This window comes from Gilliamella intestini, from assembly GCF_900094935.1.
In the GTDB taxonomy this organism is placed as follows: domain Bacteria; phylum Pseudomonadota; class Gammaproteobacteria; order Enterobacterales; family Orbaceae; genus Gilliamella; species Gilliamella intestini.
Genome location: NZ_FMBA01000033.1, coordinates 1 through 23,713 on the forward strand (window position 1 = coordinate 1; position 23,713 = coordinate 23,713).

The following is a 23,713-nucleotide window of genomic DNA, read 5'->3' on the forward strand; positions in this document are numbered from 1 at the left end:
CCAAGGGCTGACTGATCCTCTAAAAACGCATAAGGCGTTTTCCCTAAAATCATTTTATGCAGTTTAGCGGTATTATAAAAATTAATAAAACATTTAAGTATTTGTTGTCTTTTTTGTATCACTAAATATTTGTTGATTATGCCATATTTCAATTTAAAGTTCATATCACTCTTTTCATTTTTTAATCTCCAGACGGTATAGACTCCTGAATATTTTTTACAAAAATTTAACCTAAAAAAAGAGCAGTCGAGTAAATACCCAATAGTGATTACACCGTTTATCTAAAAAATTACACTTTTATTAGTGTGTTATATTCAGAGGAGTGATGTTATTTAATGTTAAATGCGTTTTTTGAGGTTATAAATAGCATGTTCTAGATAGAAATCGCATTTTGACAGGCAGTTTTTTATAGCGTTCATTCCAACAAGGTAAAAAAAACGAAAACCTTCAACAGACCTGTTTAGCACATTATAAAAGCTCTAGCGAATGACCATAGAGCGTTTGGCCTAATTAGTAACGGTTATTTTTCTTTATGATATCAGCGCCCTATTTCTTGTCTGTGATAGGGCGTTAATTTTGGTTTTTTATGTATATTTATTACAGTAGTTTTTCAAATTACTACAAACAACACGAGGAATTGCTATACTTTATTAAATATTATTTAATGGATTGATAAAGTGCTTCGGCATCCATTGAAGCCGAATCCATAATAAATGAAATACCCGATAAAATATTACCAATCTGAGGATCGCTAACATTTTGTTGTACTGAATTTAAAATTTCTTGCGCCCAATTAATTTTTCTAAGCACGGCTTCTACGTTATCTTTTGAAGGATTATCCATATCGTTTCCCCCCTTATTTTTGTTAGGATGTAAAGTAAACCGGTAATCAAAAAAAGATTATCAGATAATAAAAAAATTCTTAAGAAAATGGAGTTAAAAATTAAAGCACATATTTTAAACACTAAAAATAAAAAACTAAAATAACCGTAATTTAAAAAAATAACAAAGATATATAAAGCAATTGAAAAGAAAAAGATAACGTAATTTTACTTAAACAATAATTCTTATTGTTATAACCTATTGCTGCAATAACGAATTATTTTGCACGATGAAGATTGATAATGTTAGACTTATCAGCCATAAATTGAGTTAATTTTGTTTAAAATAACCAAAATTAAAAAAATAAGTAAGGATTTAAACATGAAAACCAAACACGCACGCCTTTTAATACTTGGTTCTGGTCCGGCTGGTTATACCGCTGCTGTTTATGCTGCTCGAGCTAACCTTTCACCGGTATTAATTACAGGAATGCAACAAGGCGGGCAACTCACTACCACCACCGACCTTGAAAACTGGCCAGCAGGCGCCCCTGATCTAACAGGACCTGAATTAATGGCTAAAATGCAAGAACATGCCGAAAGATTCAATACTGAAATTATTTTAGATCAAATTGATCGTGTCGATTTTAGCACTAAACCTTATAAGCTTTTTGGTAGTGAGACAGAATATAGCTGTGATGCACTCATTATTGCAACAGGTGCTTCGGCACAGTATCTTGGTCTACCGTCTGAAGAAGCGTTTAAAAGTAAAGGCGTATCTGCATGTGCTACCTGCGACGGGTTTTTCTACCGCAACCAAAAAGTTGCTGTTGTAGGCGGTGGTAATACAGCTGTTGAAGAAACACTTTACTTAGCCAATATTGCCAGTGAAGTACACTTAATTCACCGTCGAGACAGCTTTAGAGCTGAAAAAATATTAATGGATCGCTTGGCTGAAAAAGTCAAAGAAGGCAAAGTGATTTTACATACTCATCGCATTGTTGACGAAGTATTAGGTGATGATATGGGCGTAACAGGCGTTAGGATTCGTAGCACACAAGACCCTAACATAACCGAAGAAATCTCGGTTTTAGGTGTGTTTATCGCCATTGGTCACAAACCTAATACCACGATCTTTGAAGGTCAGCTTGAACTAAATGGCGGCTATATCAAAGTACAATCAGGTACTGAAGGTAATGCAACTCAAACCAGTGTCGAAGGTATTTTTGCTGCTGGTGATGTGATGGATCATGTTTATCGACAAGCCATTACATCAGCAGGAACTGGTTGCATGGCAGCTTTAGATGCGGAACATTATTTAGACAATTTAAAATAAAAAGCAACAATTTACATGTCATTAGATAAAAAACGCCAAACATACCTTTTAGGCTGGCTAAAACAGCAGGCAAAAAAGCATAAAAGTGATTTGCGTGCATCAACGTTAACAGGTTTTATGTTAACAATCTTGGTTATTACCCAAGCGGTATTACTAGCCATTATTTTACAAAAACTTATTATTGAGCAGCACCCTTTTGTAGACATTTTACCCTTTTTTGGTGCGCTAATGGCGGTGCTACTAATCCGAGCGGGTTTTGTTTATCTACGCGAAAAAATCAACTTTGCTATAGGTAAAAAAATTCGCCAACAAATTCGGCACCAGTTAATTAATCAACTTGAATTGCATGGTCCTGCTTATTTAAATCAAAGCACCACCGGTGCATGGAGCACCTTGCTGATTGAGCAAGTCGACAAATTACATGACTTTTTTGCCCGTTATTTGCCTCAAATGCGATTAGTAAGCATGACACCCATTTTAATTTGTATTGCAATATTGCCATTTAACTGGGCTGCTGCAACCATTTTGCTTTGTACTGCACCACTTATTCCTATCTTTATGATATTAGTAGGCATGGGCGCTGCTGACATTAATCGCCGTCATTTTAAAGCTCTGGCTTATTTAAGTGGCCACTTTTTAGATCGCTTAAAAGGTTTAAGTACCATTCGCCTATTTAACCAAGGTGACAGACAAGCCAACGAAATTACAAAAGCCTCGGAAGATTTTCGCATTAAAACCATGCAAGTATTAAAAATGGCGTTCTTATCATCAGCGGTATTAGAATTCTTTACTTCAATTTCAATCGCTGTTGTTGCCGTTTATTTTGGTTTTTCATATTTAGGCGAATTTAATTTTGGTGCTTATAATGGAACAGTTACTCTATTTGCGGGCTTTTTTGCGTTGATCTTAGCGCCTGAGTTTTTTCAACCCTTACGGGATCTAGGAACTTATTACCATGCCAAAGCCGAAGCTATTGCCGCTGCTGATAATATCGAAGCATTCTTAACCCAAAAATCCCCTCAACAACATGCTAACGTGGCATTATCAAATATCCCATTTGCTCAATCCTTACAAACCATTGAGGCCGATAACTTAGTTGTAATATCAAACGAAGGACAACCTATTGTTGGACCGTTATCATTTTCGTTACACGCACCTTTTAAATTGGCTCTCATTGGAACAAGTGGTGAAGGTAAAACCTCGTTAATGCAGGTTTTATTAGGATTTTTACCTTATCAAGGATCACTCAAAATTAATGGTATTGAATTTAACCAGTTAGATATCAAAACGTGGCAACAACAAATTAGTTGGATCGGCCAAAATCCGTATTTAATTAACGGCTCAGTGCGTGACAATATTTTACTTGGCAAACCAAATGCATCAGAACAAGAAATTGAAGCAGTGATTTGCAAATCGCAATTAACCGAAGTCATTGCCAAATTACCTGCAGGTTTAGAGACACAAGTCGGAGAAGAAGCGGTTAGATTATCCGTTGGGCAAGCACAGCGTGTGGCATTAGCCCGAGCCATGTTAAAACCCTGCCAACTATTGATCCTTGATGAACCAACAGCCAGTTTAGATAAACAAACTGTACAAAACTTAGATCAGCAAAATATTGCCACAAATAGCATTACTGTTACTCATCAAAATGATGATATGCAGCATTTTGATCAAATATGGCAATTATCACAAGGAAAACTGCATTATCATAACAAGGAGAGTATATGCTAACCACTCTGCGTCCCTATATTGCACTTTACAAACACTATTTTTGGCAGATTTTATTGGGATTATCGCTGTCTATTTTAACCCTATTTGCTAGCGTATTTTTGTTATCATTATCGGGATGGTTTTTAGCTTCTACTGCAGTTGTTGGCGTGGCGGGGTTATATTCTTTTAACTATATGTTACCAGCCGCAGGCGTGCGTGCAGCTGCAATAACGCGAACCGCTGCACGTTATATGGAGCGTTTAGTTGATCACAACACGACGTTTAAACTTCTTTCTTATTTAAGAACCTTGGCATTTAAAAAAATACTACCCCTCAGTGCCAATCAACTTGCTCAATATCAAAAAGCTGACTTACTTAATCGCTTTATTGTCGATATTGATGCACTTGATCACCTGTATCTAAAACTGTTTTCGCCTATTGTTACCGCACTTGTTACTATTGGCATTTTATTTATTGGGTTAGCGAATATAAACTTACCAATTGCATTAACCATCAGTATTATTCTTACCACTACCTTACTGGTGGTGCCTGTTATCTTTTATCAAGCAGGTAAGCAATTAGGAACAACACTGGCAAAGCAACAAAGTGAATACCGACTACTATTAGTTAACTACCTACAAGGACAAGCCGAACTTACTTTATTTAATGCACAATCACGCTATCGCGCAAAACTTGATGAACTTGAATCGAGTTGGCTTTACAACCAACAACGCCAATCAACACTAATGGCGCTATCAAGTGCGCTTGTCTTATTAATTGCAGGATTTTTAACCTTATTAGTACTATGGCTAATCACACAATACACCTTATCGCCTTTAGTGGCGTTATTTGTCTTTGTCAGCCTTGCTAGTGCAGAAATACTCATGCCCATTCCTGGCGCTTTTATCTTTTTAGGGCAAGTACTCACATCGGCTACTCGCACTACCGCTATTTTTGATCAAAAGCCTGATGTCGAATTTACAACACAAGGACAACCAATTGATCTAAAATCGGCTAAATTACAGTTAAGTAACATCAACTTTAGCTATCCAAATCAACCTTTTGCGGTATTAACTGATTTTTCCTTAACAGTCAAAGCAGGCGAACATATTGGCTTAATTGGCAAAACAGGTTGCGGTAAATCGACTTTATTAAGTTTAATCACACGTAATTGGGAACCCAATTCAGGAACAATTTTTATTAACGACATACCAATAAATCAACTCGATGAACCCACTCTTCGCCAAACTATTGCTGTTGTTCCGCAAATAATTACTATTTTTAGTGATAGCCTGCGGCACAATTTATTAATCGGAAATCCGCAAGCAACTGATGAACAACTCATAGCGGTATTGCATCAAGTCGAACTCGACAAACTGCTCACCACAGAACAAGGACTAGACTTACAGCTCGGACAAGGTGGTCGCTCACTATCAGGAGGCGAAATCCGCCGTATTGGTCTTGCAAGAGCATTGTTACATAATTCGCCATTAATTTTAATGGACGAACCAACTGAAAGTCTTGATCAAAAAACAGAACAGCAAATAATTCAATTGATTAAACAAACCTGTAATGGTAAAACGTTACTAATGGTGACGCACCGATTGACAGATAACCCGTTGTTTGATCGTATGATTTCGCTTTAATTAAATTTGGCCCGAGTATTTATTTACGATATTGTCAAACAACTGACAACGTTATTAGTTTATAATTCGGCTTGATATATTTACAAACTTTGGTTGATATCTTTTCAAGAATAATAGTTATTTATCAACAACCTATTATTTTTCTTTAAATTGGGCTACATTACCCTCTTTTTTATCATAGCGGTATTCGCCATTATTAAAAAGTAATGCCCAAATAAGGCATAATATAATGCTACTAACAACAATAGTTAAAATAGTTAAAAGGATTTTAGTTATATCAACATATTGAAATACATTTATATCCCATATTAATAATATTATCCCTAGTGACAACGTAAAAATAAAAGCAATAAGAAGACTGGCTAAAAATGTTTTCATTCTGTTATTCCTTAATTAAAGCTTATCAATATACTCTTTTTTCTTTGCATCATACTCTGCTTGAGTAATTACCCCGATATCTAACAATTGTTTTAATTTTGTTAACTTACTATATATATCATCGTTATCGATCTTTTCAAAGTCAGAAGAGCCTTGCTTATTATCAGTATCTGCTACATTTTGAGTGTAGATTTTTGATAATTCGGCACCTGCTACAAATTGAGCACCTAAACCTGCTATTCCCCCTTCATTTTTAGCCGCATCACGCATAGCTTGTAATTTTTCCATTTCAATATAACTTAAATTACCTTTGCTCGCGGCAATTGCATCGGCCGAAATGTCAGCTATTTTAGCAATTCTTTTTTCGGTTTCACTATCAAACTGAGAAGCCACAATACGAAAATCAGACAAAGTTAAACCTAACTTAACAAATTCATCAATTAAATGCATTTTAACATTTTCAGATAGTTCACTTAATTTTGAATCTATTTGCAAATAGCTGTATTGCACTTGAGCAAGTAAACTTGTTATTTCTTGAATAATACGATTTGAAATTAATTCTTTTGCTTCTTGAGTTGTATATTGATTACGTTGACCAATAATTTGTTGATAAAATTGTTGAATATTACCGATTGAAAAAGCATAGTTACCATTCATTTTAAGTTGAATTGGGAACTGATATTCTGGCTCTAAATACTTAATGGGTGATGCGGTACCCCATCCTTGATTAACGATATTGTTTTTTTTGAAAAAATAAATATAAAGTTTGTGTTCACTCTTAAAAGACTGCCTTATTTTTAGCATTGTTGTAATAAATGGATGGTTATCGGTTTTTAAATTATAGATACCAGCGTCTTCAATCACATCGGCTATTTTACCTTCATAAACTAGCACTGCACCTTGCCCTGGAGCAACAATAAGCTTACTGGCATTGATAATTTGATCATTATTGCTAGCGGGAAACTGATACCACAATATATCAGTTGAATTGTCACGCCATTCTATAACCGAAGCTAATTGTTTTTTAAAAAAACTAAACATAATTACATTCATTCCTTATTACTGTCTAAAGACTTTGTATCTAAGATAAAATCTTGTTTACCATCATGATTTAATTGAATTAATTTATCTGCTGTCATCAATATAATGCGATCATTCAATATTTTTGCCTTAACGCTATTGAACGTTAAAGGAAAATTATAGCTCCAACGAATATCTGCATCTTTCGTATCTAATAATTGAATAACATAATTATCTTTCTTGACTGGTGATGTAGAAAAAGCAATTAGCAACGAATCACCATTATCATCGAGCAATTTAGGGAAGAAATAAACACGATCTGGGGTAAAATCTCGATATTTTAACGTTCTAGATGCTTTCTTTAGCCATGGTTCCAAAAGAACTTTTTCATAAGGCGTATCGCTGTTAATAATAACAATAGCTTGATTTTGTTTTGTATAGTAAAAATTTGACCATTTAAACCATGCCTCTTCACGTGGATAACCGGGTAAATACTGATACTCATATTGTATTAATCGACAATTTTCATCAGGGTAATCATTGCTTATTGTGCTAAAGCTAAAAGCTGTACGTACTGAGAAATTGGCAGGTAATGGCGTTGCTCCTGTTCTTGCTTTATAAAATTCATCATCTTTATAAAGTTTATCAATATTAGGGTAAAAATAAAAATGCTTCCCTTTATTGGTATACACATACAAACCGTCACCCCATTCTTTGCTTACAAACTTAATTTCTGCCAATCCTTGTGAAAACTCAGGTTGTTTTGCAAACATGGTATCATTAACATATTCAAAAGTTTTATTATGCTTATTTAATCGATATAATTTTTGTTTATCAATCAGCAATAAAAAATCATCGTTGTCCCATTTTCTTAATTCATAGGGAATAGGTTCTGAAAAATGACTTTTTTCATCAATAGGCAATTCAAATTGACCAACAAACTGATTTGCTTGGGTATCATAAATTTTAATGAAATGCTGTTCTTCTCTTCTTGAAAATGGATCATCTTTTGATATTTTTAATTTACTTTTCATAATCAAATAAGGTGTATCTTTATACACAAAAATATCAATATTTTTATGAGTCCATTTTTCTTTATTAACCGTAGCAGGTGGATTTGTACGATTTTTATCTGATGTACTTTTTGCTGAATATGCTACGGGTTTAGATTCAAAAAAGCCTTCACTGCCTAAAACCTGCAAAACAGCTATAACGCCAAAGATCACCGTACAAAAAATCGATGCACAAACTATAACTACAATATTGATTGTATTATTTTTTGACTGGATTGTTTTTTTGGGTTCAGATTGTTGATGATGAAAAACATGTACATCATTTTTATCAACAAAATAAACAGCACCACAACCTTCACACTGATATTTTTCATTGCCCAATGAACTATGTTTGATACTTCCACATTGTGGACATTTAATGGTTAATATATTTGAAGTCATTTTTAAAAATTAATTATATGATTGATTGTAAGTAATTTAGTTAGCTATATTATAAGCTATAGCCTTTTTTGTCGATAAAAAAGTAAAATCGTATAATTAAAACTCATTCTTTAAAAAATTCATAACGCGTTTAAGCTTGTGTTTTCTATCTTTTGTCGCACTAAATATTTGTTGATTATTCCACATCTCAATTCAAATTTCGTATTATTATTTTCATTTTTTAATCTCAAGACGGTATAGAATCCTGAATATTTTTTACAAAAATTGGATCAGCAACACTAATTTTTTGTTTGAAAATGTGTGCCATTCAAATATAAAACTTTGCTTTTTTATTGTTCAAATGCCCTTTAACATCTACATATATTTGTATAAAATGAAATACGTGAAAATTATTCCATTAAATTGCATATATTATGAAAGCGATATTTTTCTTACTTTTTTTATTTAGTACCAATTTTGTAGAAGCAGCAACGGTTAGAATCCATCCGCGCGTGGGTCACGATTACAACCCAATATATCCATCTTTATTAGGTTTATTTTTAGGACTTTTATTCTTGTTGGGTATATCGTCGTTAACAGAGGTGTTAGCTGAATTTAGCATACATAGAGAAAAAAAGCGAAAAGCAAAAAATACAATAAAAGATACTCTAAAAAAAGAGAAACGTTTAGCTATAAATAATCAAAAAAAATTGAAAAGAGACCAAATAAAGAAAAACAGAAAAGAACAAATAAAAAAAATGCGTGAAGATAAACTAGCAAAAAAGAAAAGAAAAAAGCAATCCCAATAATCAATAAAAATATGTGTAAGTTATCATCACCGTTATTTTTAAAATATATGCTATAATGGCGCTTTATTTTTAATAAAAAGAGAGATTATTTTGCAGCAGTCGTTACAAGATTTTATTATTGATAAGATTGATGATCTAAAAGGAAAAGACATTGTTACCCTTGATGTTCGTGGCAAATCAAGTATTACCGATTATATGATTATTTGTACTGGCACTTCAAACCGTCATGTTTCCTCTATTGCTAACCATTTACTTGATGAAGCAAAAAAACAAGGCCATTTGGTGTTAGGTAGCGAAGGTAAAAGTGATGCCGATTGGGTCGTAGTTGATATGGATGCGGTCATTGTACATATAATGCAAGAAGAAAGCCGTCAGCTTTACGAACTTGAGAAGCTTTGGAGTTAATCACGTGAAGATACAGCTTATTGCTGTTGGCAATAAAATGCCAAACTGGGTTACCACTGCTTTTAATGATTATCAATCACGATTTCCTAAAGATATGCCTTTAGAGCTTATTGAAATCCCCGCCGGAAAACGTACCAAAAATGCAGATATTGTACGGATCTTAGATAAAGAAGGCGAAGCAATGTTAAGTACCTGTGGTAAAGGCAATCGCATTGTGACTCTTGATATTCCAGGTAAACCTTATACAACCCATAATTTAGCCGAGCAGTTAGAACGTTGGAAAGCCGACGGGCGAGATGTGAGTTTATTGATTGGTGGCCCTGAGGGGTTATCGCCTGCTTGTAAAGCGGCAGCCGAGCAGAGTTGGTCGCTTTCTCCCCTTACTCTTCCACACCCTTTAGTACGCGTGATTGTGGCTGAAAGCCTTTATCGAGCATGGAGTTTAACGGCTAATCACCCTTATCATCGTGAATAATAACCTAAGGTAATCAAAATAGAATGAGCGCAATAATTTTAGATTTACAAATTGCTACCAAAGATTGCCAAAATTTGCCTACCGAAGCGCAAATTATGCAATGGTTAGAGGTTATTTTGCCGCAATTTGTGGATAATGCCGAGCTAACTATTCGTATTGTTGATGAGCAAGAAAGTCAGCAATTAAATAATACCTATCGTCATAAAGATAAGCCAACCAATGTATTATCTTTCCCATTTGAGTCACCCATTGAAATTGATGTTCCTTTGCTTGGCGATTTGGTGATTTGTAAGCAAGTGGTTGAAGCGGAAGCAGATCAGCAACATAAATCATTAACTTCACACTGGGCACATATGATTGTGCATGGTTGTTTGCATCTATTAGGCTATGATCATATCCTTGACGACGAGGCCGAAGAAATGGAAAATATCGAAATTGATATTATGCAGCAGTTGGGGTTTGAAGATCCTTATCAACCCATTGATGAATAAAATATACGATAGGCCGTTTAGTTATATGCTATTTTGCAAACTTTTTTAGTAAGTAAATTAAGTAAACTAAGCCAAAAATAGTAAATTAATAATAAAGTAAGAAAGGAAAAGCACAAATGAGTGATGATAATCACCGGAGACCTAAAAAAGGGTTTGCATTATGGTTAAGTCAGTTATTTCATTCAGAACCAAAAGATAAAGAAGAACTGATCGAAGTGATCCGCGAAGCCGAAGAAAACGAGCTTATCGATCCCGATACGCTTGATATGATCGAAGGCGTTATGGATATTGCTGAACAACGCATTCGCGATATTATGATCCCCCGCTCTCAAATTGTTACCATTAAAGACAATTATTCACTTGATGAGTGTTTAGATATTATTTCTGAACATGGGCATTCCCGTTATCCTGTTATTAGTGAAGATCGCGATCATATTGAAGGGATTTTATTGGCAAAAGATCTGTTGATTTTTATTCGCCAAGGCGTCGATAATTTTGATTTGAAAAAAATCCTTAGACCAACCGTTGTTGTGCCTGAAAGTAAACGTGTTGATCATATGCTAAAAGAGTTTCGTATGCAGCGTTACCATATGGCAATGGCTATTGATGAGTTTGGCGGTGTGTCAGGGCTTGTGACTATCGAAGACATTTTAGAACTGATTGTTGGTGATATTGAAGATGAATATGACGAGGTTGAAGATCGTGATATCCGTCGCTTGTCCCCTTCGGTTTATACTGTTCGAGCACTTACACCCGTTGAAGATTTTAATGAAATCTTTGCCACTGATTTTAGTGATGATGAAATGGACACCATTGGCGGGCTTGTGATGCAACATTTTGGTCGTTTACCTTTACGTGGCGAGAGTATTACAATTGATGGTTATCAATTTAAAGTAACCATTGCCGATAGAAGGCGTATTATTCAACTGCATGTAACAATTCCTGATGGTGCAACAGTACCTAATTTAGAGTTACCTGAAAATGCTTAAGCCAATTTTATTAAGCTTGCTTTTAGGTGGTATAGCGGTTTTTAGCTATGCCCCTTTCCATATTTGGCCTTTAGCCTTTGTGTCGTTTGCTGGGCTATTATGGCTTATCGCCGATAAATCTAAAAAACAAGCCACGTTGCTTGGATTAAGTTGGGGTTTTGGCTACTTTTTAGCTGGCGTTCACTGGGTTTATATTAGTATTAAACAGTATGGAGAGTTACCGCCTTTTGTTGCCGTAATTATTCTGGGGCTTTTAGTTCTGTATTTGTCTATCTACCCAATGCTATTCGCCTTTTTATTAAGATTGACAAATCGGTTTGCTACGCCATTTTCGTTCAAACAGCTTGTGCTTGTAGCGCCAATTCTTTGGCAAGTGACCGAGTTTTTGCGTGGCTATATTTTGACAGGTTTTGCTTGGTTACAATTAGGTTATAGCCAGCTTGATAGTCCTTTACGTGCTTATTTTTCTGTCTTTGGTATTGATGGTGTTAATTTAATTTTAGCGGTGTTATGTGGCTTGCTAGTTTATGGTATAAAATCCTCCACAGCAAAAATTCCTAAAAGGCACGCTTTTGGTGCGTTTATTGCACTAATTACGTTCTTTTTTGCACCGATTTCATTCAACCATATCGAATGGACAACCGTCGATAACACCCGTTCGGCTAATTTTGCTTTAATTCAAGGAAATATTTCGCAGTCAATTCGTTGGACAAGAGAACAGCTGAATAATACCTTACAAACCTATGCCAAACTAACTCAAGATAATCTCGAAGAAAATAAGATCATTATATGGTCAGAAGCTAGCATTACCGATTACGAAATTAATCAGCAGTCTTTTTTACAACATTTGGATAATGAAGCCAGAGCCCATAATGCTCAAATCGCTGTCGGTATTATTGATTATCGATTTGGTGAAGATGGTTATCAATCCAATGGTGATATCTATAATACACTATTAGTATTGGGCGAAAAGGAACCCTATCAATATCCGACAATAAATCGTTATCAAAAACACCATTTAGTGCCTTTTGGTGAATTTACACCACTAGAGTCAGTACTTGAGCCAATTGCTGAATTACTAAATATTCCCATGTCATCAATGAAATCTGGCCAAGCAAAGCAAGCACAATTAGTTATAAAAGGCTTTAAATTTACGCCTGCTATTTGTTATGAAATTATTTTGTCAGATTTAATGCGACAAAAATTTACCCCTGATAGTGATTTTTTATTAACGGTGTCTAATGATGCATGGTTTGGCGATAGTATTGGTCCTAAACAGCATTTACAAATGGCACAAGCTAGAGCGCTTGAGTTTGGTCGGCCGTTAATTCGTAGTACTAATACAGGTATTACAGCTATTATTGATCAGCATGGCAATATTGTTAAACAATTGCCGCAATTTAAAACAGACGTTTTGTCAGCATCTGTTTCACCAACAATTGGGTTAACGCCTTATGCAAGATGGGGGAATATTCCTTACTTTGTTATTATGGCATTTATGTTTATCTCACTTTTTATAAAAAGACGTTCATAATTTATGATATTGGCATAATTTTTGCTTAAATATAATTAGGTTTAAGAAGTTTTAGTATAATCAATCATTAGCAAAAACACGCTGATTATTGATTGCATCTAGCTCCGTGATAAATAAATAGACAGTAAAAAGTACTTTTATGCAAAAAAATAAGTTATAATATACGGCCTTTGTAAAAATATTAAAATTATTTAATATGATACAAACTAAACAGTAGGAGATGAGTATGAACAAAAAGACAAAATTAACCAAATTAGTGTTATCATTTGCAATGTTAGGCTTAATGAGTGGTACCTCATTTGCCGATGAATTAACTGGTACACTAGCTAAAGTAAAAGAAAATGGTGTGATTGTCGTAGGACATAGAGAATCATCAGTCCCATTCTCATATTATGGTGATAACCAAACAGTTGTTGGTTATTCTCAAGATTACTCAGATCTTATTATTAATGCAGTAAAAAAAGAGTTAAATATGCCTAACCTACAAGTTAAATATTTACCTCTGACTTCTCAAAACCGTATTCCACTGCTACAAAACGGCTCTTACGATTTTGAATGTGGTTCAACAACTAATAATCTTTCTCGTCGAAAACAAGTTGATTTTTCAAATACGATCTTTATAGTTAGCACTCGCTTTTTAGTCAAAACTAATAGCAATATTAAAGATATTGACGATCTAAAAGGTAAAAATGTGGTCGTAACTTCAGGTACAACATCCGAAATTATGCTCAACAAAATCAATGCTGAAAAAGGGTTAAATATTCGTATTATTGCGACAAATGATCATGGCAATGCATTTCGCACACTTGAAAGTGGACGAGCAGTAGCATTTCTTATCGATGATGCATTATTAGCAGGTGAACGCTCTAAAGCAAAAAAACCTGAACAATGGGAAATTGTAGGTACACCATTATCTTATGAAGCCTATGGTTGTATGTTGCGTAAACAAGATCCACAATTTAAAGCTTTGGTCGATAAAACGATTTCAGAAGCGCAAACATCAGGTGTCGCCGAAAAGTCATATAACCGCTGGTTTAAACAACCTATTCCACCAAAAGGGTTAAATATGAACTTTGATATATCTCCTAAGATGAAAGAGCTTTTCGCTCATCCTAATGATAACGCATTAGATTAATACACAGATATTTTCCAATAAATAAAGGACGTAGCTAACTGCGTCCATCATCTTACTCAGTATTATTTACATTTTTTTACATGTTGGAGTATTTATGACAACAAATTGGAATTGGGGAGTCTTTCTTCAAACAACACCAATTGAAAATACAACGTATCTAGGCTGGTTGTGGTTAGGTTTCCAAATGACCATATTGCTAGTTATTACATCAGGAACTATTGCCTTTTTGGTTGGTTCGCTATTTGGTGTGCTGAGAACATTACCTAACTGCTTTTTATCTAGCTTAGGTGCATGTTATGTTGAAGTTTTTAGAAATATCCCGTTAATCATTCACTTATTCTTTTGGATTGAAGTTGTACCAGTGCTAGTACCAGAATCTATCCATGACTGGTTATATAGTCTTGACCCTATGATATTTAATTTATTAATGTCAACCCTAGGATTAGGATTATTCACAGGTGCACGTATTTGTGAACAAGTGAGAGCTGCTATTCAGTCAATCCCTACAGGTCAGAAAAGTGCAGGAATTGCATTAGGATTAACCCTAAAACAAACCTATTTATATATTTTATTACCAAACGCTTATCGACGTGTTCTACCACCGTTAACATCTGAAATATTAAATATGGTTAAAAACTCGGCTGTTGCTTCAACTGTTGGTTACGTTGAATTAACCACACAATCAAAAAAATTGCTTCAATACGCAGGCCAACCTTATGAATCATTCATAGCTATTACATTTGGGTATGTACTTATCAATGTCGTTATAATGTTTACTATGCAATATATTGAGAAAAAAGTACGACTTCCTGGCGTATTAGGAGATAAATCATGATGGATTTAGAATGGGGACAAATCCTACCTAACTTACCTTATATCATGCAAGGTATGTTATTAACTTTAGAAATAACACTTACCGCTGTGATTTTTGGTATTATTTGGGGAACGCTACTTGCCATTATGCGACTTTCTTCGATTAAAGTGCTACATTGGTTTGCTTTATGCTATGTAAATATATTCCGTTCAATTCCATTAATGATGGTTTTGCTCTGGTTTTGTTTGCTTGTGCCTCAACTATTAGAAAAAATTTTAAATCTTTCGTCTACAACAAATATGCCTTTGGTGTCAGCATTGATCGCTTTTTCATTATTTGAAGCAGCTTACTATTCAGAAATTATTCGAGCTGGTATTCAAAGTGTATCTAAAGGGCAGGTCAGTGCATCATTAGCGCTCGGCATGACTAAAGGTCAGGCATTAAGAATGGTGATTTTACCGCAAGCATTTCGTATTATGACGCCATTATTATTAACGCAGGGGATTATATTATTTCAAGATACAACGCTTATTTACACATTACAGTTAGCTGATTTCTTTTATCGTGCGGTTAAAATTGTAGGCAATAGAGATGGTTTAGTCGTTGAGATGATATTATTTACAGGAGCAGTTTATTTTGTTATTTGCTTCACCGTTTCACGTCTAGTTAATTATTTTAAAAAGGGATAAACATATGATTTCCTTAGAAAATATATCAAAATGGTATGGACAATTTCAGGTATTAAAAAACTGCACCACTAGAGTTGGTAAAGGCGAAGTTGTTGTTGTTTGTGGTCCTTCAGGTTCAGGAAAATCAACCCTGATAAAAACTGTAAATTGTTTAGAGCCTGTGCAAAAAGGCAAAATTATTATTGATGGAATAGAAGTTACAAATAAAGCGACTAATTTAGCTAAATTACGATCCAAAGTAGGTATGGTATTTCAACACTTTGAACTGTTTCCACATTTAACTATTTTAAAAAATCTAACACTTGCACAAATTAAAGTGTTAGGTCGTTCGGACAAAGAAGCTTGTGAAAAAGCCTTTAACCTTTTAGAACGTGTTGGTTTACTTGCCCATGCAAATAAATATCCTGCTCAGCTTTCTGGCGGTCAACAACAACGTGTAGCGATCGCTCGTGCACTATGTATGGACCCAGTTGTTATGTTGTTTGACGAACCAACTTCAGCACTCGATCCCGAAATGGTTAACGAAGTGTTAGATGTTATGGTTGAGCTCGCTTATGAAGGTATGACCATGATGGTTGTTACCCATGAAATGGGCTTTGCTCGTAAAGTAGCTCATCGCGTTATCTTTATGGATGCGGGGGAAATCATTGAAGATACGTCAAAAGAACAATTTTTCACTAACCCACAATCCGATCGTGCTAAAGACTTTTTAGCTAAGATCATTCACTAATAAAATAACAGGGCTTAACTGCCCTGTTTTTATTTGTTAAGCTTTAATATGCTTAATACAATACATTTAATGATTATTCTGTAATAAATTCACCAAACCACTGTGCCTTTGAGTTTGACTTTTGACTGCTTGTAATAAAATCGGTTCAGTGGCATAAATAGAAACTGTTTTTTTAGCGCGAGTAATGGCGGTATAAAGCAATGAACGATTTAGCAGTGGCGAATAATCAGTCGGTAGGATAATATTGACATGATCAAACTCTGAACCTTGCGATTTATGGATAGTCATGGCATACGCTGTTTCATGTTCAGGTAAGCGAAATGGTGAAAATCCTTTAATCGAACCGTCAGCAAATGGAAAATATACCCGCAATTTTGAGCTGTCATGCTCAGCCATTAATGTAATGCCAATATCGCCATTATAGAGCCCTAATGAAGTGCTATTACGCAAAATCATAATTGGTCGCCCGACATACCATGTTTCTTTGTTTTTTAATTGAATCAACTTATTTTTAGCTAAAAGTAATTCAATTTGTTTATTTAAACCTTCGACACCAAAATGTCCTTCTCTGACAGCACAAAGTAAGCGATATTCAGCAAATTTAGCTAAAACTAATGCGATATCGTTAGTTCCATTTTGTTTAATAACATTTAAATAATGTTTATAGTGATGAATGCTATCTTGTAAAACATCTTCATAAACTTGCTGAGATGATAGCGGATGATATTGGATATCGTTTAGTGACTTATCATCTATTAATAATTTTTTAACGGTACTTAAGTGCCCTTCTTTCACAGCATTAGCTAACAAACCAATGCCTGATAATTCGTTAAAACGGTAACTCTTTTGTAATAAACAAATACTGTCAGCAATTGTTGCTGTTTGTTCACAAGCAGGCACATTATAACCAGTTAATTGGCTTAACTCTTTTGCCCTAGGTTGACTATAACCTTGAGTAATAAAAGTACAAAGGTCACCAAATACAGCTCCAGCTTCAACAGATGAAAGCTGATCTTTATCACCAAGCAGAATCAAACGCGCTGAAATAGGTAACGCTTCAATCACTCTTGCCATCATATTTAAATCAACCATTGACGCTTCATCAATAACTAACACATCAATATGTAAAGGATTATTTTTGTTGTGCGTAAATGAGCTGTTATCAGCTTTTGCACCTAATAAACGGTGTAAGGTGATCGCCTCGGCTTTTAGGTTTAATGATGCAAAATTGAGTTGTTCTATTGTTCGACTCAGTGATTCTGTTAACCTTGATGCCGCTTTACCTGTTGGCGCTGCCGTCACAATTCTAGCATTAGGACTGGTTAATAAAATTCCTGCTAAAATCTTAGCTACAGTTGTTGTTTTACCTGTGCCAGGCCCACCCGAAATAATCGCTACTTTGCGTGTTAATGCCGCTGCAACAGCTACTTTTTGCCAATCAGTTTGAGATTGTTGCTGAGTAAAAAGCTGATTTAGTATAGTGCTTAAATCAGGATAATAACTTGGTTGTTCACTAAAAGTCGTATGATTAAAATATTGCGCGACATTTTTTTCGTCCAACCACATTCGTTGAAAATAGAGTTTATTTTCAATAAACACAAGGGGGGACAAGTTTGTACCATCGCTCACAACCTGATTATGGCTTGCTTGTTCAAGAGTGAAGCGCCAATCTTGTTCGTTTGGCGACGCTAAAGCTAACCAAAGTGATGCATCAATAGCCGGAGGGGTTAGGAGTGTTAGATCAAGACAAACATGTCCCGATCTAACCTCTTTACTTAGTGATAGAACCAAAAAACTAAAACGTTTGGTAGTAATATCATCATTTAACATTGCTTTATTCGTCAAAAACGTTGCCAAATGGATATCTAACAAACTAACTTGGCTATCTTGTTTAAATTGGCTTAACCACTCGTTTAACATATTCTATTTCTGTTATTAACTTACTTATAAGCCAATTATATCGTTAACTTTATCTTTTGGATAAGTCAGTTTAAAACTTAAGTTAAGATTTTTATTTTCGCTTGGGTTTAACTTAAATTCCCATATTAATTCACCAGTTTCTTTATTATAGGTTGCACCATCATATCTAGCATCATCAAGTGAAACGGATTTATTAACTATTATCGGTAATTGATCATAAACAACAATATCAATAGGTAATGTTTTGGCATTTTTTACGTCAATGGTGTAAGCATATTTTTGTGAAATATCATTACCAAATAACGATGGTTTTGATGTTTCATTAACATTACGATTACGAGCAATAAAGATATTTTTATCTTTTCCTAAAGAGATATCTAACGTCTCTTTTAAATCTTTAGTAGTAATAAAGCTTTCGCCAATATAATTACCATTAAAAAATACCGTTGACTTACCTGGTAAAAGGTTAAGTCTATCCCAATCAACAATTTGCGCTTGTAAGTACACACTGCTATCTAATTTAGGAATAGCAATATAATGATATTTTGCCTCCACTTCTTTATTTTGTAATGTAAGGATATTATTATTGCTATTGGATTTAATCGTATAAGGTAATTTAACCTCGAAGCGAGTATTAATATCTGATGTATTGGTTAATGCATTATCATTATTATCATCGATATAGACATCTGCATCCTCTAAGGCAACTGTTAACTTTTTAGCGCTCATGTTACCATCATTTTTCAACAATCCGCCTTTTTGGGTATATATATCAATATACCAAGGAACTAAATCTGGGGCGATTACTCCTTCACTTGGATTCGAAGTCGATAAACTAAAATCAACATTTTGCCAATCTAAACCTGTATTTTGATAAATATCCGCTTTATAAGCTAACTGTAACGGCGAATTAATATCAGCAACACGCACATCATAAATTGGTGCCCAACCCGCTTTATTAGTGACATAGGACAAGGTAACTGGCAGTGTAATATCTTTATTAGAATAAACTTTTACGGTAATTGCATTTGTTGTATTTTTTGCTGATGCTTTCTGTTTATCGATCTTATCTTGGCATTGTAGTATCTGCTCATCTATCTCATCGAGTTGTTTTTGTAGTTTGTTTTGTTCGTTTAATACTGTAACTAAATTAGTTTTAATAAAATCTAATGCACTTTGCATGCCATTTAAATCATCATTAGCACCTTTAACTAACAAATCTAAACGATTTCCCTGTAAAAGAGTAACTTGTTCTGATACTGCTTTTAATTCAATTTCGACTGTATCGTGTTTTTCTTGTAACTTTTGTAATTCTTCAAGTAAAGATTGAATTTCTTGGCTTTCTTCACTATCATCAATATAATTATCATTAAATAATGTTGATAATACCTTCACGTTAGCATCATTGCCAAATCCAACATTAATGGAATTAGCTTTAACGCCATTGGCAATTCCAGTCAATAAAATTTCATTTTCGCCTTTCGTCAACGATACCGTTGATTGCCCTTGTAATTCAGCACCTTGCAAAAAAAGCGTGACTTTATTAAGTGTTACATTGTTATTTGCAAAAGCACTGCTAGAAGCAAATACAATTAAAAAAGCTAATTTTTGAATTTTCATACCATTCCTTTTAAAAAATTATTTCATTAATAACAAATAAGTATTCACTATTTTAAGAGTAATTTCTATAAAATTTAATGAAGTGAAATAAAAAATAAATTATTTTGTTTATTATATTGAACAAAAATAAAATTTAAGTTATATTTTGTTAAAAATGAAAAACAAAATGTAAGGAGAATTTTATGAGTAGCTTCAGTTATTTAAAAAAAACAATCAAACGAAAAAATTTATCATTACAAACGGTGGCCGATGCATGTCAAATGACTAAAGGTTATTTAAGTCAGCTTATTAACGATAAAATTAAAAACCCTAGTGCTCAAAAATTACAATCACTCCATCAATATTTACAAATCGAACAGCCGTCCAAAGATAAGAAAGTAGGTGTTATTTTTGGTAAATTCTATCCTTTACATACTGGGCACATTTACCTTATTCAGCGTGCAATTAGCCAAGTTGATGAATTGTATGTTGTACTTTGTTCTGATACAACTCGAGATATGGCATTATTTGAGCAAAGTGCCATGTCTCGCCAACCAACAATTAATGACCGCATTCGCTGGTTATTACAAACCTTTAAATATCAAAAAAATATCCACATTGAATTATTAGAAGAAGACGGCATTCCTGCTTACCCAAATGGCTGGCATGAGTGGAGTGAACGCGTCAAAAAATTATTTCAACAAAAAGGCATAAATCCCGATTGCGTTTACTCAAGCGAACCGCAAGATGTTGCGATGTATAAAGATTTATTTGATTTAGATACCGTGCTCATCGATCCTAAACGCCAATTTATGCAAGTCAGTGGTACACAAATCCGCCAAGCACCGCTCAAAAATTGGCAATACATCCCAACAGAAGTTAGACCATTTTTTGTTAGAACGGTGGCTATTTTAGGCGGTGAATCAAGTGGCAAATCAACCTTAGTTAACAAACTTGCTAATGTATTTAATACTACCAGTGCTTGGGAATATGGCCGAGATTATGTATTTTCACATCTTGGTGGCGATGAAAGAGCTTTGCAATATGCTGATTATGATAAAATCGCCTTAGGCCATGCACAATATATTGATTTTGCAATAAAACATGCCAATAAAGTTTCGTTTATTGATACTGATTTTGTAACAACTCAAGCTTTTTGTAAAAAATATGAAGGTAAAGAGCATCCTTTTTTACAAGCGATGATTAATAACTACCGTTTTGATTTAGTGATTTTATTAGGCAATAACACCCCTTGGGTCGCTGATGGTTTACGCCATTTAGGTAGCCCTAAACAACGTAAAGACTTTCAGCAATTGCTTATTTCGATTCTTGAAAAAAATAATATTAATTATATTCAAATCGATTCGCCTGATTATGAAGAGCGCTATTTGCGCTGTATTGAACTGGTTAACCAACTTATTAACAATGAAGAGTATTAATTATGAATAAATTAAGCGACATTATTATTTTAATCGGACGCAATAAATTCTATCCACTATTTTGTATATTATGTGTAACCTTGGCGTTTTTATATACTGATCCATTTACTCAATTTAATTTACGTTATACCGCTTCTTATATAGGTGCTTTTTCTGGGTTATTATGCGTTATTCTATTAGCTAAACGTAAAAACATGGGTAATGTATTAGGTATGTTGGCTGGTGTTGCAGAATGTTCTGCGAATATTCTTGGTGGCAATATTGGTGCTGGATTACCATCAATTTACTATTTTTGTTCACATATCTATGGTTTACTTACATGGAAAAAGAACCTTGATAATGATAAAAATGTTAAAGTCCGTTCACTAAATGAAACTAGCTTTTTATATACTCTCATCTTTCTGATTATTGCGGCTTTTATTAATATTTATCTAACTGATAAAATTGGTACAACTAATACAACTTACCAACTTATTACTAATTGTTTCATCTTTGGGTTAGGTATGGTTGCCCAGTTATTACTGATGATGAGGTACTCTTTTAACTGGTATTTATGGGTAATACTAAATGTATTGGTCATTGCTTTAAATATCTATACCAACAACATTATTATCGCAACACAATACTTAATTTACCTATTTAATGCCATTTATGGAATTTGTGAATGGAAGCGTCCTGAACAAAAAGGATAAATATCCCAATTTTGTAAAAAAGTTTCAGGAAAGCCACCGTTTCAGTATAAAAATAGGAAATAATCATTTTATTTCCTATTTTTTATTTAAGATAAACACTGACCTTCATCATCAAATATTAAATCCTCCTATAATTAATGCAAAACGGAAGTAGAAAATTACACAGTTATTTAGTGCGTTATATTTAAAGAGGGATTATTTAATGCTTCATGAAGTATTTTGGTGTTATAAATGATTAACTATCATTATTACTCTTAAAAAATTCACACAATAGATATTAAATTTCTTTAGATTTACCAACGATATGGTAATATCTTATCCTTTTTAATATTATAAAAACACTTATTATGATGAAGAAAATAAAATACTGTTTACTATTAGCTTATAGCCTTACACTTGTTGGTTGTTCTGAACCCAGCTCCATTGAACGTTGGATTGACAACCCCACCAATAACGAAATCAAAGTCACTATTGATGGAAACGAACTAACCATCCCAGCAAAATCAGGCGTTAATTATACATTTGAATATGGCAAACATACATTATCGTATAATGATGACAACTTCAATTTTGTCGTAAAACCAGCTCAATTTGGAGAATCAGGTCTTGTTAACCCAACACAAAGTAACTATTTTTTATACACTGCTATCTATTCAACAACCGATATCAGCGATGAAGAGGCAACTAAAATATTAAAATCCAAAAAAGAGATTAATAACATTCCGGTCATTATTAATGGTGAAGAATTTGAAATAGAGGTTTCAGCAAAATTAATTAATGATGTATTGATTGAAAAAAGTAATTATCATTGGGATTATTCTTATGATCAGCCTTTTCCAGAAGAAATAACACAAAATCTAAGATTAAAGAAAAAACAATCTTATCACGAACGGTTAAAAAAATTATACCGTGAAAGTGATTTTATTGAGTATTTAAAAGGAGATTCTGGTGAAGAAAAAATTGGTTTTACTTATAACCCTAAAAAGTTCAGTGATATAAATCAATATGTTATTCCTAATATTGATTTAAATAGCATAAAATGTAAAGAAGGTCGCCAATATATGGAAAGTCTTTTAAATGATTGGAATCACCTTCTTACCTTAAAAGGTAGTGATTTTACAAAACCATACAATAATTTAGCATCCAATGATGCAATGGCTAAAAGCTATAACACAGAAAGCCAATGTACAAAAGAAAACGATCCAGAGCAAACTTATAGTAAAGTATTAAGACCATTTATTGATGCTCTTCGAGATACTCGTGACGTCAATTTTTATGTAATCAAATAATATTAGTATTTCATAAAAAAGAGGCTTTTAATAGCCTCTCAGATTGATGACAAAGAACTCGCTTTTTGGCGAGTTCTTTGATCTAATAGAGAGGAGTCCATTATAAGAGGAATTCTTCTATGCTAAAAAAACCAACTCCAGCGACACCAGAAAAAATAGAGCAAATCTCACTAGATGCGCTTGTTCCTCAAAATCATCTTGTTCGTAAAATAGCTAAAGTCATTGATTTTGAATTTATTCGAGAAGCGGTAGCACCACTTTATTGCCCTAATAACGGTCGTCCGGCAGAAGATCCGGTCAGACTGTTTAAAATCATGCTATTGGGGTATCTTTTCGGTATTCCCAGTGAACGTCGTCTG

At 33.9% G+C, this 23,713-nt stretch carries 23 protein-coding genes; 17 read left to right on the forward strand and 6 right to left on the reverse strand.

From position 1 onward, the window contains the following. Positions 1–657: 657 nt before the first annotated feature. Positions 658–843 carry a hypothetical protein gene (locus GA0061080_RS08710; RefSeq protein ID WP_091124257.1) on the reverse strand — a complete coding sequence of 62 codons (186 nt, stop codon included), beginning with the start codon at positions 841–843 and terminating at the stop codon, positions 658–660. A 360-nt stretch (positions 844–1,203) separates the two neighbouring features. On the opposite strand from GA0061080_RS08710, the gene trxB reads away from it, so the two are divergent. Genes trxB through cydC form a run of 3 tightly spaced genes read left to right on the forward strand, consistent with a single transcriptional unit; the run spans position 1,204 to position 5,513 of the window. After that, positions 1,204–2,157 carry a thioredoxin-disulfide reductase gene (trxB, locus tag GA0061080_RS08715; RefSeq protein WP_091124261.1) on the forward strand — a complete coding sequence of 318 codons (954 nt, stop codon included), beginning with the start codon at positions 1,204–1,206 and terminating at the stop codon, positions 2,155–2,157. Between the two features lie 15 nt (positions 2,158–2,172). After that, a complete protein-coding gene (cydD, locus tag GA0061080_RS08720; protein ID WP_091124264.1) occupies positions 2,173–3,888 on the forward strand; it encodes a heme ABC transporter permease/ATP-binding protein CydD in 1,716 nt (571 codons plus the stop codon). Beyond that, complete coding sequence (cydC, locus tag GA0061080_RS08725; protein WP_091124267.1) at positions 3,882–5,513, forward strand: heme ABC transporter ATP-binding protein/permease CydC; 1,632 nt, start codon at positions 3,882–3,884, stop codon at positions 5,511–5,513. Before cydD ends, cydC begins: the two co-directional genes overlap by 7 nt. Positions 5,514–5,648: 135 nt before the next feature. Here cydC and GA0061080_RS08730 read toward each other — a convergent pair whose 3' ends face one another. Genes GA0061080_RS08730 through GA0061080_RS08740 form a run of 3 tightly spaced genes read right to left on the reverse strand, consistent with a single transcriptional unit; the run spans position 5,649 to position 8,365 of the window. Then, positions 5,649–5,891: a hypothetical protein gene (locus GA0061080_RS08730; RefSeq protein WP_065636203.1), complete on the reverse strand. Its 243-nt coding sequence runs from the start codon at positions 5,889–5,891 to the stop codon at positions 5,649–5,651. Positions 5,892–5,906: 15 nt separating this feature from the next. Further along, complete coding sequence (locus GA0061080_RS08735) at positions 5,907–6,932, reverse strand: SPFH domain-containing protein (RefSeq protein WP_209435787.1); 1,026 nt, start codon at positions 6,930–6,932, stop codon at positions 5,907–5,909. Between the two features lie 8 nt (positions 6,933–6,940). Further along, entirely contained in the window at positions 6,941–8,365 is a 1,425-nt protein-coding gene (locus tag GA0061080_RS08740) for a hypothetical protein (protein ID WP_141683121.1), read from the reverse strand. Between the two features lie 413 nt (positions 8,366–8,778). Between GA0061080_RS08740 and GA0061080_RS08745 the strand changes: the two genes are divergently transcribed. From GA0061080_RS08745 to GA0061080_RS08790, 10 genes are all read left to right on the forward strand, one after another. Next, positions 8,779–9,153, forward strand: a complete 375-nt coding sequence (locus GA0061080_RS08745) for a hypothetical protein (protein ID WP_091124278.1) — start codon at positions 8,779–8,781, stop codon at positions 9,151–9,153. Positions 9,154–9,240: 87 nt separating this feature from the next. Next, positions 9,241–9,558, forward strand: a complete 318-nt coding sequence (gene rsfS, locus GA0061080_RS08750) for a ribosome silencing factor (protein ID WP_034909992.1) — start codon at positions 9,241–9,243, stop codon at positions 9,556–9,558. A gap of 4 nt (positions 9,559–9,562) precedes the next feature. Then, positions 9,563–10,033: a 23S rRNA (pseudouridine(1915)-N(3))-methyltransferase RlmH gene (gene rlmH, locus GA0061080_RS08755; RefSeq protein ID WP_091124282.1), complete on the forward strand. Its 471-nt coding sequence runs from the start codon at positions 9,563–9,565 to the stop codon at positions 10,031–10,033. A 23-nt stretch (positions 10,034–10,056) separates the two neighbouring features. Continuing rightward, complete coding sequence (gene ybeY / locus GA0061080_RS08760; RefSeq protein ID WP_065636209.1) at positions 10,057–10,524, forward strand: rRNA maturation RNase YbeY; 468 nt, start codon at positions 10,057–10,059, stop codon at positions 10,522–10,524. A 116-nt stretch (positions 10,525–10,640) separates the two neighbouring features. Beyond that, positions 10,641–11,513 (forward strand): CNNM family magnesium/cobalt transport protein CorC, encoded by an 873-nt coding sequence (corC, locus tag GA0061080_RS08765; protein WP_091124285.1) that lies wholly within the window; start codon positions 10,641–10,643, stop codon positions 11,511–11,513. Then, positions 11,506–13,047, forward strand: a complete 1,542-nt coding sequence (gene lnt / locus GA0061080_RS08770) for an apolipoprotein N-acyltransferase (RefSeq protein ID WP_091124288.1) — start codon at positions 11,506–11,508, stop codon at positions 13,045–13,047. Before corC ends, lnt begins: the two co-directional genes overlap by 8 nt. A 226-nt stretch (positions 13,048–13,273) precedes the next feature. Further along, positions 13,274–14,182, forward strand: coding sequence for a glutamate/aspartate ABC transporter substrate-binding protein (locus GA0061080_RS08775; RefSeq protein ID WP_091124290.1), 909 nt, complete (start codon positions 13,274–13,276; stop codon positions 14,180–14,182). A 94-nt stretch (positions 14,183–14,276) separates the two neighbouring features. Next, the gene (locus GA0061080_RS08780; RefSeq protein ID WP_091124293.1) at positions 14,277–15,017 is read left to right on the forward strand and encodes an amino acid ABC transporter permease; all 741 of its coding nucleotides are present in this window, start codon (positions 14,277–14,279) and stop codon (positions 15,015–15,017) included. Further along, positions 15,014–15,685, forward strand: a complete 672-nt coding sequence (gene gltK, locus GA0061080_RS08785; protein WP_091124297.1) for a glutamate/aspartate ABC transporter permease GltK — start codon at positions 15,014–15,016, stop codon at positions 15,683–15,685. The genes GA0061080_RS08780 and gltK overlap by 4 nt, the downstream gene beginning before the upstream one ends. Before the next feature lie 4 nt (positions 15,686–15,689). Beyond that, positions 15,690–16,415: an amino acid ABC transporter ATP-binding protein gene (locus GA0061080_RS08790; protein WP_091124301.1), complete on the forward strand. Its 726-nt coding sequence runs from the start codon at positions 15,690–15,692 to the stop codon at positions 16,413–16,415. Positions 16,416–16,481: 66 nt separating this feature from the next. Here the strand turns inward: GA0061080_RS08790 and recD are convergent, their stop codons facing one another. Both recD and GA0061080_RS08800 read right to left on the reverse strand, forming a co-directional pair. Continuing rightward, positions 16,482–18,335 carry an exodeoxyribonuclease V subunit alpha gene (gene recD / locus GA0061080_RS08795; RefSeq protein WP_091124305.1) on the reverse strand — a complete coding sequence of 618 codons (1,854 nt, stop codon included), beginning with the start codon at positions 18,333–18,335 and terminating at the stop codon, positions 16,482–16,484. 24 nt (positions 18,336–18,359) lie between these two features. Beyond that, positions 18,360–19,955, reverse strand: a complete 1,596-nt coding sequence (locus tag GA0061080_RS08800) for a DUF4139 domain-containing protein (RefSeq protein ID WP_091124308.1) — start codon at positions 19,953–19,955, stop codon at positions 18,360–18,362. 182 nt (positions 19,956–20,137) lie between these two features. Here GA0061080_RS08800 and nadR point away from each other — a divergent pair, with 182 nt between their 5' ends. The 4 genes from nadR to GA0061080_RS08820 form a co-directional block, all read left to right on the forward strand. Beyond that, positions 20,138–21,373 carry a multifunctional transcriptional regulator/nicotinamide-nucleotide adenylyltransferase/ribosylnicotinamide kinase NadR gene (nadR, locus tag GA0061080_RS08805; RefSeq protein WP_091124311.1) on the forward strand — a complete coding sequence of 412 codons (1,236 nt, stop codon included), beginning with the start codon at positions 20,138–20,140 and terminating at the stop codon, positions 21,371–21,373. 2 nt (positions 21,374–21,375) lie between these two features. Next, on the forward strand, positions 21,376–22,065 hold the full coding sequence (gene pnuC / locus GA0061080_RS08810; protein WP_091124315.1) for a nicotinamide riboside transporter PnuC: 690 nt from the start codon (positions 21,376–21,378) through the stop codon (positions 22,063–22,065). A 347-nt stretch (positions 22,066–22,412) separates the two neighbouring features. Continuing rightward, positions 22,413–23,354, forward strand: a complete 942-nt coding sequence (locus tag GA0061080_RS08815; protein WP_141683122.1) for a hypothetical protein — start codon at positions 22,413–22,415, stop codon at positions 23,352–23,354. A gap of 119 nt (positions 23,355–23,473) precedes the next feature. Continuing rightward, positions 23,474–23,713, forward strand: a 240-nt coding sequence (locus GA0061080_RS08820) for a transposase (RefSeq protein WP_141683123.1), incomplete at its 3' end; no start/stop codon positions are given.